At 42.7% G+C, this 9272-nt stretch carries 14 protein-coding genes and 1 pseudogene; 10 read left to right on the top strand and 5 right to left on the bottom strand.

The annotated features are described in order from the left end of the window. Positions 1 to 30 precede the first annotated feature (30 nt). The 4 genes and pseudogenes from FW758_RS23620 to FW758_RS23605 all read right to left on the bottom strand — a co-directional run bounded on the left by FW758_RS23620 (position 31) and on the right by FW758_RS23605 (position 2148). Positions 31 to 794, bottom strand: a pseudogene (locus FW758_RS23620) (hypothetical protein). 163 nt (positions 795 to 957) lie between these two features. Next, the gene (locus tag FW758_RS23615; protein ID WP_259520244.1) at positions 958 to 1284 is read right to left on the bottom strand and encodes a hypothetical protein; all 327 of its coding nucleotides are present in this window, start codon (positions 1282 to 1284) and stop codon (positions 958 to 960) included. 5 nt (positions 1285 to 1289) lie between these two features. Then, positions 1290 to 1913, bottom strand: a complete 624-nt coding sequence (locus FW758_RS23610) for a hypothetical protein (RefSeq protein WP_446446713.1) — start codon at positions 1911 to 1913, stop codon at positions 1290 to 1292. A 31-nt stretch (positions 1914 to 1944) separates the two neighbouring features. Next, positions 1945 to 2148, bottom strand: a complete 204-nt coding sequence (locus tag FW758_RS23605) for a Cro/CI family transcriptional regulator (RefSeq protein ID WP_446446712.1) — start codon at positions 2146 to 2148, stop codon at positions 1945 to 1947. Positions 2149 to 2271: 123 nt separating this feature from the next. On the opposite strand from FW758_RS23605, the gene FW758_RS23600 reads away from it, so the two are divergent. From FW758_RS23600 to FW758_RS23585, 4 genes are all read left to right on the top strand, one after another. After that, the gene (locus FW758_RS23600; RefSeq protein ID WP_446446714.1) at positions 2272 to 2988 is read left to right on the top strand and encodes a S24 family peptidase; all 717 of its coding nucleotides are present in this window, start codon (positions 2272 to 2274) and stop codon (positions 2986 to 2988) included. 18 nt (positions 2989 to 3006) lie between these two features. Then, positions 3007 to 3651: a hypothetical protein gene (locus tag FW758_RS23595; protein ID WP_446446711.1), complete on the top strand. Its 645-nt coding sequence runs from the start codon at positions 3007 to 3009 to the stop codon at positions 3649 to 3651. Positions 3652 to 3816: 165 nt separating this feature from the next. Beyond that, positions 3817 to 5373, top strand: coding sequence for an ATP-dependent nuclease (locus FW758_RS23590; protein WP_446446710.1), 1557 nt, complete (start codon positions 3817 to 3819; stop codon positions 5371 to 5373). Beyond that, complete coding sequence (locus tag FW758_RS23585) at positions 5358 to 6380, top strand: DNA helicase UvrD (RefSeq protein ID WP_446446709.1); 1023 nt, start codon at positions 5358 to 5360, stop codon at positions 6378 to 6380. The genes FW758_RS23590 and FW758_RS23585 overlap by 16 nt, the downstream gene beginning before the upstream one ends. A gap of 166 nt (positions 6381 to 6546) precedes the next feature. On the opposite strand, the gene FW758_RS23580 is transcribed toward FW758_RS23585, so the two are convergent. Then, positions 6547 to 6678, bottom strand: a complete 132-nt coding sequence (locus FW758_RS23580) for a hypothetical protein (RefSeq protein WP_446446708.1) — start codon at positions 6676 to 6678, stop codon at positions 6547 to 6549. Positions 6679 to 6861: 183 nt separating this feature from the next. Between FW758_RS23580 and FW758_RS23575 the strand changes: the two genes are divergently transcribed. From FW758_RS23575 to FW758_RS23550, 6 genes are all read left to right on the top strand, one after another. Continuing rightward, a complete protein-coding gene (locus tag FW758_RS23575) occupies positions 6862 to 7224 on the top strand; it encodes a hypothetical protein (protein ID WP_306685234.1) in 363 nt (120 codons plus the stop codon). A gap of 82 nt (positions 7225 to 7306) precedes the next feature. Then, entirely contained in the window at positions 7307 to 7654 is a 348-nt protein-coding gene (locus FW758_RS23570) for a hypothetical protein (protein WP_446446707.1), read from the top strand. A 30-nt stretch (positions 7655 to 7684) separates the two neighbouring features. Next, positions 7685 to 8314: a hypothetical protein gene (locus FW758_RS23565; protein WP_446446706.1), complete on the top strand. Its 630-nt coding sequence runs from the start codon at positions 7685 to 7687 to the stop codon at positions 8312 to 8314. After that, positions 8311 to 8700, top strand: coding sequence for a hypothetical protein (locus tag FW758_RS23560; protein ID WP_446446705.1), 390 nt, complete (start codon positions 8311 to 8313; stop codon positions 8698 to 8700). The genes FW758_RS23565 and FW758_RS23560 overlap by 4 nt, the downstream gene beginning before the upstream one ends. After that, on the top strand, positions 8697 to 8990 hold the full coding sequence (locus FW758_RS23555) for a hypothetical protein (RefSeq protein ID WP_012089462.1): 294 nt from the start codon (positions 8697 to 8699) through the stop codon (positions 8988 to 8990). The genes FW758_RS23560 and FW758_RS23555 overlap by 4 nt, the downstream gene beginning before the upstream one ends. Next, on the top strand, positions 8991 to 9269 hold the full coding sequence (locus FW758_RS23550) for a hypothetical protein (RefSeq protein ID WP_446446704.1): 279 nt from the start codon (positions 8991 to 8993) through the stop codon (positions 9267 to 9269). It abuts the gene before it with no gap. The last annotated feature ends 3 nt before the right edge of the window (positions 9270 to 9272 follow it).

Raw genomic sequence — 9272 nt, 5'->3', positions numbered from 1 at the left:
AGCGGGCTTTCTTATGTCTACAGCAACGGGTCAACTGCAATGCGCCCCGTTGCCCTCCGCTCGCCTTCACTGCCAAGCAAGTAAACCTTGTGCGCCAAGTTACTGCGCAACTGGCTAAAAAAATCACGCCGTTTAATGTGGACGTTGCGGCTTTTCGCTATTGCACTCATATCAGCGGCATTCACATCAACCGCACTCGCATCAGCCGCGCCTACATCCGCCGCCAATAGCGCAATAGAACGTTCCGCGCGTTGTTCTTCCATCAATAGATAATTCATAATCCAATCGATGCTCACCGTCGGCAGCAACAACTGCTTGCCACTGCCCAGCAATGCCTTATCCACGATGTCGGTCGCGATAACCGCCAAACGCTCGGGGCGACTATGCTGCAATTCATCGCAGCGCCTTAACACCTCAACCATTCGGCCCACCTGCGTTCGCTTAAACAACTCCGCCGTGGTATGCCCATGAAAACAGGCAATGTCTTTGCCCATGTTCACGCCACTTAATGCTGCCCGTTCAGAGGTTGCCGCGCTAAGCTCAAGGACATTAGGATCATTGGTGCTAAGCTCAGCCACATTAGGCTCAGTGCTATTAGGCATGTTCGACTTAGATTTAAGCGCCATCGCCTTAAGCATTAACTGCCTTGCCTGCATCATGAGTAACGTCACTTGCGCGGTTTCCATCTCGGTAAGCGCGGCCACGGCGGGTCCATCATCACGGCTAACTTGCCCATGCACCGAACACGCGGCGCCGCCCTCCAAACAACAAATTAAACATTCAGGATCAAACATCGTTTATCCTCCTCACTTCATCTTAGGTATCAAGCCCGCATCGGTCGCCAAACTGTGGCGGGCAATTTGATAACGGCGCTTTTTACGCGCCCAGTTATCACTTAACTGATTTGTGAACATGTCATTCACTCCTTCTTTCATTTCAACAGCTCATTTCAACAAGTCATTTCAACAACTGCCACTTATGCCCATTAGCACACACGGCGCGTTTTGAGCCCGACTTGGTTTGCTTTAAAGCCAAACCGCACTGGCCACACGGCACATCAGCTACCCGCTTAAGCATCACCGCATTAATCTGTGCGCTGTGATCCGCCCGTTTAGGCCGATACCCTAACGCCCGCGCCACTTTTACATACTCTTTCGCAATCCATTTGCCATCGGGTTCTAAGTGCAAACCGTCGCCGATCATGTCGCCCAAGCGGATCAACTGCTGATGCAGCTCAGTCTTAGCGCGGGCAATAACATTGATGTTCAGGTTCGATTGCGGCATCGCGATCACTTCTCGGCCGCGAATTGCGCCGCCTTACCGCCATGACTCGCTAAATACGGATACGCCAGCTCTAACGCAGCCATGCTCGCTTGCGTGGTCGCCGCCGACTCTTTTAACTCACGGTGCGCCGCCACTAACTGCTCGCGCTTCGGCTCATCGCCCAAATGGATCACCGCCACTTGTGCCTCGGCGTTCTCTTTGGTGAGCGACGCTGCCATATCAGCCACATGCAACACATGGCCGTCACTCATGCGATCGACTATGACCGTCACCCCAGTGCACCCAAACACATCGTTGAGATACTGCACCCGCAAATGCTCGGGCAGTGCCGCCACCAATGCTTGCTCTACATGAAACAAGCGATCCGCCTGCGGATGTTGGCCCTCGTACTGGCCAAGCCAGCGGAACAGCTTTTGCGCATTTATCCGCGCATCGTTGTGCACATCTTGACTGCTCGCAAAGCTAATCCCCTCCGCCGCTAACACCTCGCTTAGCCCAAGGCGCTCAACCGCCGCAACAAAATCTATCGCCAGCGCAAAGCGTGTCATCTTGGGCAACTCCAACACCCGATGAATCGTTTTCATCAACAAATTCAAACGGCTATCTTTTTTACGTGAATTGGTTTTCATGTGTACTGTCCTCCTTCAACCTAAAGTGAACCTAAGCCACACTAGCCGACTCAGGATTATCTAAAACTACGACGGGGTTAACTTTGAGTGCGCCATCGGTTAGCCGCTCGATTTGATAAGCGCGGAGTTCGGGAACGTCATCGCCCCATTGAGAGATAGATGAGTGGGTAATACCGAGTTGCTTAGCCAAATTTGACTTGGTTTTGAAGAAAGCGACAGCATCAGATGTTTTCATAATCACCTCAAAAATTAGTTTTCTAACATTACCAACAAAAGGATTCTAATGTCAAACAAATGTAAGATATCTAACTATCAAGATTTGACTGGCGAAATTGAGTTTATGAGTTATCAAGGTGAGATGATTGGCGATCGAATAAGAAGCCGAAGAAAAGAGTTAAAGCTCACGCAAAAAAACGTGGCCGAAACTGTCAAAGTCACACCAAGCTCTATCACCCAATGGGAACTTGGAATGAGCACTCCAAAGGGTAAAAACCTCATTAACCTCAGTAAGGCCCTCAATTGCTCTCCTGAATGGCTTCTTTCAGGGAAAGAAGATGATCAAGTACGTATTTCAAATGTTGAATCAAATGCAGAATGGCATGCTGGTTTTGATCTTTGGGATGGGGATACGCCGCTAAGGGATGATGAAGTCGCATTACCTTTCTACCGCGAAGTCGAATTGGCCGCAGGTAATGGTTCCACTTTTGTACAAGAGAACGGCGGCTGCAAACTCCGCTTTGCTAAATCTACCCTCAAAAAGAGCAATGTCGATCCCCAATATGCGGCTTGTGTCACGGTTTCAGGTGATAGCATGTTGCCGGTTTTACAGGACGGCACTACGGTTGGTGTTGATACTAGCAAGAAAAACATTATCGATGGCAAAATGTATGCGATAGATCACGATGGTATGTTGCGGGTAAAAGTACTCTATCGTATGCCAGGTGGTGGTATTCGCATTAAAAGTTATAATAATGATGAATACCCAGATGAATTTATTCAACCTGAACAAATGAGTAATATAAAAATTATAGGTTGGGTATTCTGGTGGTCAGTACTCAACGTATGGAATAGCTAATAAAGGAAGCAGCTAATCATGGATGATGTAATAGCAGCGTTTTTAGAAAAATACCCATTTGCCACTCACCAATTTACAACACAGGATGTCGAAATTATAATTTTAAATTCGAATGTCAATAGGATGACTCAAGTATCTGAAATTAAGTTTTGTCATCCATCAAACAATAGTACATTATTTGAAATCCTAATGAATCAGGCTTTCAAAGTATCAAACAGAATTACTACGATCACTTCCATTTCAAATCAAATACTTATTAATAAAGAAAATGTTAATGATATCTCACTTGAATTAAAGTCCTTTATTGGTAACTTACCAGTAGGTTTCTACAGCGCAACATTCGATAGAAGTTCTCTGCAAGCAGAATATTGGAGTGCAGGTATAACACTAATAAATCATTGCCACTATTCCCTGAATCTTTCAATACTCGATTTTGCTTGGAAAATCTATAAAAATACCTCAATGAAAAAGCATTGTAATTTTCCACTCAAAGACGCATATAGAGCTAAAACTGATAGCATAACTAAAGATCACGTATTAGTGCGTACCTTAGCCGTTCTTATTCAGATTTACGAAAATTTGTTCAAAAAATCATTTCTAAAATCAGCTTATACCGACCATAAAAACTACCTTCTTCAAATTGTTAAACAGGACACAAACTAGTTGTGGCAGACGATGCCCCACTAAAAACAGAAGCAATAAAACAGCTAGATTCAGACCGAAACATTAGACAAATTGGTGAATAGTTCTAAAGAGATTGATTAGAGATATACACTTACTAAAAACAGAAAAAATTATGACAATTAGAAAATAAAGTGAAGGTGATAAATGACATACATAACAAAAGCCAAGTTAATAAACTTCAAAAAATTTAAAGAAATTGAAGTACCATTCAAATCTAAAGTAAACACTCTAATTGGAGACAACGAAGCAGGTAAAAGTACAATTCTCACTGCTATAGAACTTGTATTAAGTGGTAATAGAAGTAAAGTTGACAGTTTAGGAATAGAGGCATTACTTAATTCAGCTGTAGTAGATGAATTTTTAAAAAGTGACAAGAAAATTGAAAACTTACCAACACTTCATATCGAATTATACTTAAGTGAAACAACAAACCCTGACCTCAACGGTAAAGTAAACTTTGACGGAGTAAAAGCAGATGGAATTCAATTAATTTGTGAGCCTAACGAGGACTTAAGCGCAGAAATTAAACAAGTTTTACTCGCCGATGGAAATAATTTTCCATTTGAATTTTACATTGCTAAATTTCTAACATTCAGTGGTGAGTCTTATAGTGGCTACAGAAAATTTATGAGATACCTTCTATTAGAAAGCGCGCTGATAAATAGTGAATATGCAAATAACCAATATGTACATGCAATGTACGAGTCAACAGTAGAGCAACCTAGAAGATATACTTTACAGAATGAATATAGGTTACAAAAAAATGTTTTCAAAGATGAAAACTTAAAAGTAATAAATGAAAATCTTGATGATTATGATTTTGCAATACGCTCTGGTTCGAAGTTTAATTTAGAAACAGATCTTACCCTTACTGAAGAGGGAATTCCGATTGAAAATAGAGGGAAGGGAAAACAGTGTTTTATTAAAACGTCATTTGCGCTTAGAGAAAGAGCACCAAACAAATCCATTGAGGTATTACTCCTAGAGGAACCGGAGAATCATCTCAGTCACACAAGCATGAACAAGTTGATAGGCCAAATTCAGCAGTCAATAAACAGTCAGATTATTATTGCGACACATAGTAGCCTAATCAGCTCAAGGTTAGACTTAAAAAATGCAATTTTACTAAACAGTTCTTCACATAAACCTGCATTATTAGAGGATCTATCACCTGGTACATCGATGTTTTTCATTAAAGCTCCTAACCACAATATTTTAGAGTTAGTTCTTTCAAAAAATGTACTCTTAGTTGAAGGTGATGCTGAATATATATTAATGGAGAAGTTTTATAGTCAAGTACATAGTAGAACACCAGCAGAAGACGGTGTTCACATTATATCTGTAGGTGGTACTAGCTTCAAAAGATATATGGAACTATCAAAAATATTAAACATAAAAACCGCCGTTGTTCGTGATAATGATAAGGATTACACAAAAAACTGTGTCATTAACTATGAAGATTATAAATCTGACTGTATATCAATTTTTTCAGACGAAAATAATGAAAGATATACTTTTGAAGTTTGTATGTACGAAGATAATAGAGTTTTATGTGACGAGTTATTTTCTGGAGGCAAAATTAAATTACCGCCACAACAATATATGCTAGATAACAAAACCACTGCTGCATTTAAACTTTTGGAACAGGAATTAATTGTACCTAAATATATTATCGAGGCTATAAAATGGATAAAAGAATAGTTCTCGCCGTCGCCGGATCAGGAAAAACACAATATATCATTGATAAATTAAATGATGATAGTCGTGCGCTGATTGTAACTTACACAATAAATAATACAGAAAATTTAAAAAGAAGAATTCTAAAAAAATTCGGTTATATTCCTAATGGAATTAGAGTTTATACTTATTTTAAGTTCTTACTATCATTTTGCATTAGGCCTATTGTTGGAAATGAAATTAAGATAAAAGGAATAACTTATTTCCCGCCTCCAAAATTTGCAATAAAAAAGTCGATTCAGCACTATTTGGATAGTAACCACAGATTTTACCACAACAGAATGTCAAAATTCATGATCGATTTTGATGCTGTGTCAGAAATATCAGAAAGAATTGAATATTTCTTTGATTTTTTATGCATTGACGAAGTTCAAGATTTTGCGGCCAATGATTTTAACCTATTGTGTGCATTATCTAAAACGAAAGTTGAAATAAATCTTGTAGGTGATTTCTATCAACATACATTTGATACAAGCAGAGATGGAAATACACAAGGAACTCTACACAACAATCAGGCCAATTACATAAAAAAGCTTAATGAAGCAGGATATCAAGCAGATACGACAACTCTTTCTCACAGTCATAGATGTAGCCCGACTGTTTGTAAATTCGTTACAGATAAGATTGGCATAAAAATTGGTTCACATAGAACTGACGAAGTTGAAGTAAATTTCATCACAGATATAGATCATATTAATCAACTTATGAATGATGATTCAATTATTAAATTATTTTTTAAAAATAGTAGTAATTATGTCGGTCGGACTGATAATTGGGGAAACACTAAAGGCCTAGATGACTTCAACAATATTTGCATAGTACTAAATAATGAGACATTGAAAAAGTATACAGGAAACAACTTACACAATCTTGCAAGTTCAACTGCTAATAAGTTGTATGTTGCCTGTACACGAGCTAAGGGCAATGTGTATTTCATACCAGAAGCCTCACTTGCCAATTTTAAGCGTTGAACATATGTAACATAACTTACCTAATTAGTGTAATCCTGGACTAAACGATATTAATTTAAATAATATAAATTACTCACGGAATTTTTAAATATTAAAACTTTCTACTAATTAGAATTGATACTTATTGCCAGTATCTGCTAGGCACCTTTAAATGATTTTACTGCTATCAAATTCCACAAGGTGCCTCTAATAGCCTCAACCCATCTAAGCCATCTAAAGCATCTAAAGCATCTAAAGCATCTAAAGCATCTAAAGCATCTAAAGCATCTAAAGTCAGATTTCTAATCTGAAACATCATAACAAAATAAAAAGTTAGAAAACTAACTTTAACGCTTGACCCAATAAAGTTAGTAAACTAACATTTCATTGTTGACTACAGGCTACCTGCAGAAACTAATCCCAAGCACTGACATTTTGAACCATAAACGACAGACCGCCCTTTCGAGCTTTGCTCCCAATGGGCGCTACCGAGGACAAGGAAATGATTCTAGCGAAAGTTCACACCACACCTAAGCAACGCGATGAGTTTCGTCTACTGGTTGCAATACGTTTTGCTTGCTTGATGGCGCTGGCCAAGGGCCACACCGACCCGATGGATTGCCCACGAGTGCAAGCCCGTTGCGCCGAACTGGTCAAGCATTTTGCCTATCACCACCCAAGCGCCGCCTTTTACCGCCAGTTCATTCGCCACACGGGTGAACTCGGGCTCAATTTCTGCCTGCGCTTCACTGAGCCCCAACAAGGTTTGTACGGCAAGGTGATGGTGTGGCGTAACGACTCGCAAGCCGTCACTAATGTGCATCCGCTGCACACGATGACGACAGCCACGCCAGCCGGCCACTAAGTCACGATTTAGGCTACCAAGGGGTGATGGTCCATATCCCTGTAACGATTACGGCGACAGTTTCACCTTGTTGGAGGCAATTATGTTTTTTGTTTACGGCGTGTCCATGACCTTAGCGAAAAAGCAGGCGGCCAAAAAGTGCAGCACCTCAGTTGGCGCACACCCTAACCGCCGTCAACTGAGCCCCGACGAGCACCAAGCTAAGTTGGATGATATGGCGCAGCACTTGTTTGACACCATGAAGCCACAACGCCTGTCGCATTCGTTATCGACGCCCGCGCTGTGCCAGCAATATATCGTGTTAGCCATGACCCAAGAAGCCCACCGCGACGTGCATATTCGCTATCACAAGCTGTCGGACAAGGTGAACCCCAAAACCAAGAAACCCATCATCAATCTGGTGGTGTTTAACGGCGAAGCCGCAGCTTAGAACTGCTGATTCAAAAGGAAGGAATAGCGTATGAACCACCCAACGAGAACATCATTTTTAAGCGATGTGGCCGAACATCAACTCACCATTCTTAAAGATGATGGGGTGTTCCGTCACATGGTACTCAGTCAAGGCAGCTTTGAGCATCGCTTTGAGATCACCACATGGCCGCAGCATCTGTGTATCAGTGGCGATATGGGCTGTTACGTTTTTTCTCGGGTTCAGGACATGTTTAGCTTCTTTCGCCAAAGCGGTGATGACTGGGGTGTGAATGCGAGTTACTGGGAAGAAAAGGTACTGGCTGAGTGTAAAACCGATGGCACTCGCGAGTTTGATGCCAAAGAAGCCGATCAACGCCTTGAGCAGTTTTTGCAGTGGTTTATCGAGGGGCTAGACCCAACGAACGAAGAAGAGGCTGAGGCGATTAGCTGCGCGACCAATGCCGTTAAGGAGTTTACCCAAAACCGCGAGAACGCCGAGTGGGATGTGGTTTATCGCCTCAATAACTGGGATGAAGACGATGCGGGCGGCATGACATTGGATGATTTTTGGGATGGCTGGAAAGACCCCTTCACCTATCGCTTTATCTGGTGCTGTTACGCCATCGTGTTTGCCATCCGCCAATACGACAAAGCGACCCAAAGCAAGGAGGCAGCATGAGCAACGAACATGATTTTTACGCCAAACATTACCCTTGGCTCAATGCAGATCAACGTGAGTGTTTTGATTTCCTTTGTGACATTCACAACGGTGGCAATCACATGTTTGGCAAAATCCAAGCCTGTGGTGATCACGGGTTATCAATCAACAGTACTAGCGCACATTACATGTCTACCTTCGACTATAGCGCCCTAACGACTGCCGTCGTACTCGCACATGACCGCATGATCCGCTTTCAAATCGAGCCATCGGGCCCGCGCATGTTAAAGCTCGTTGCACATAAGCGCCATCAACGTGAAGGCAGAATGCATGAACGCCATCCCAGCATGGAAGACGCGATGAACAATGTAAGGAAGCAATACCCATGTGATGAGGTGGCGGCATGAACCACTTACTCCCAGGCTTTGAATCACAAGAGCGCGTTGCGTTATTGCTGTCACTCACCCGCATTAGTTCGCCCGAGGTGATTGCCGCGTTAACGCTGCATTACACCAGCGCCCTACCCGCCGAACGCGCGGCCGCTCGCCACGGTATTGAACTGTCGAACTTTATGCGCGGGCAAAAGAAGTTAGAGCAAATCGCCGCCACGGTCGAGGCCATTAAAGCCATCGACTGGGCCAAGCTGCAATTAACTCATTTGCAATCAAGCTCTTTGCAACCGAAACAGGTGGCCTAAATGACTCAATCAGCGGCGTTTCGCCATCTGCTAAATCATTACCGCAGCCATAAGTTAAGCCTGTTACTCAAGGCCAAAACGGGCGACAGCATCAAAATCGCGCTGGCGCTGGGCGCGTTAGATTGCCTGTACTGGCAAGCATTGGGCAACGGTTTAACCAACCTCGCCAAGGGCATTAGCCGCACCATAGTGTATTCGTACCGATATCACTCAATGCGTCTGCCCTGCCATTCGCCAGTCAGCCAAACAAGCGGCAACCAAAATAAGGAGGCGGCATGAATA

It is taken from the genome of Shewanella sp. 1180_01, from assembly GCF_052850535.1.
Note: the sequence above shows the minus strand (reverse complement) of the source record. Positions and strands in the feature narration are given on the sequence as shown.

Coding starts and splice junctions, on each gene's coding strand:
- FW758_RS23600 (WP_446446714.1), top strand. CDS start 2,272: ATGATTGGCGATCGAATAAGAAGCCGAAGAAAAGAGTTAAAGCTCACG.
- FW758_RS23565 (WP_446446706.1), top strand. CDS start 7,685: ATGAACCACCCAACGAGAACATCATTTTTAAGCGATGTGGCCGAACAT.
- FW758_RS23605 (WP_446446712.1), bottom strand. CDS start 2,148: ATGAAAACATCTGATGCTGTCGCTTTCTTCAAAACCAAGTCAAATTTG.
- FW758_RS23595 (WP_446446711.1), top strand. CDS start 3,007: ATGGATGATGTAATAGCAGCGTTTTTAGAAAAATACCCATTTGCCACT.
- FW758_RS23550 (WP_446446704.1), top strand. CDS start 8,991: ATGACTCAATCAGCGGCGTTTCGCCATCTGCTAAATCATTACCGCAGC.
- FW758_RS23610 (WP_446446713.1), bottom strand. CDS start 1,913: ATGAAAACCAATTCACGTAAAAAAGATAGCCGTTTGAATTTGTTGATG.
- FW758_RS23580 (WP_446446708.1), bottom strand. CDS start 6,678: ATGATGTTTCAGATTAGAAATCTGACTTTAGATGCTTTAGATGCTTTA.
- FW758_RS23575 (WP_306685234.1), top strand. CDS start 6,862: ATGATTCTAGCGAAAGTTCACACCACACCTAAGCAACGCGATGAGTTT.
- FW758_RS23585 (WP_446446709.1), top strand. CDS start 5,358: ATGGATAAAAGAATAGTTCTCGCCGTCGCCGGATCAGGAAAAACACAA.
- FW758_RS23570 (WP_446446707.1), top strand. CDS start 7,307: ATGTTTTTTGTTTACGGCGTGTCCATGACCTTAGCGAAAAAGCAGGCG.
- FW758_RS23615 (WP_259520244.1), bottom strand. CDS start 1,284: ATGCCGCAATCGAACCTGAACATCAATGTTATTGCCCGCGCTAAGACT.
- FW758_RS23590 (WP_446446710.1), top strand. CDS start 3,817: ATGACATACATAACAAAAGCCAAGTTAATAAACTTCAAAAAATTTAAA.
- FW758_RS23560 (WP_446446705.1), top strand. CDS start 8,311: ATGAGCAACGAACATGATTTTTACGCCAAACATTACCCTTGGCTCAAT.
- FW758_RS23555 (WP_012089462.1), top strand. CDS start 8,697: ATGAACCACTTACTCCCAGGCTTTGAATCACAAGAGCGCGTTGCGTTA.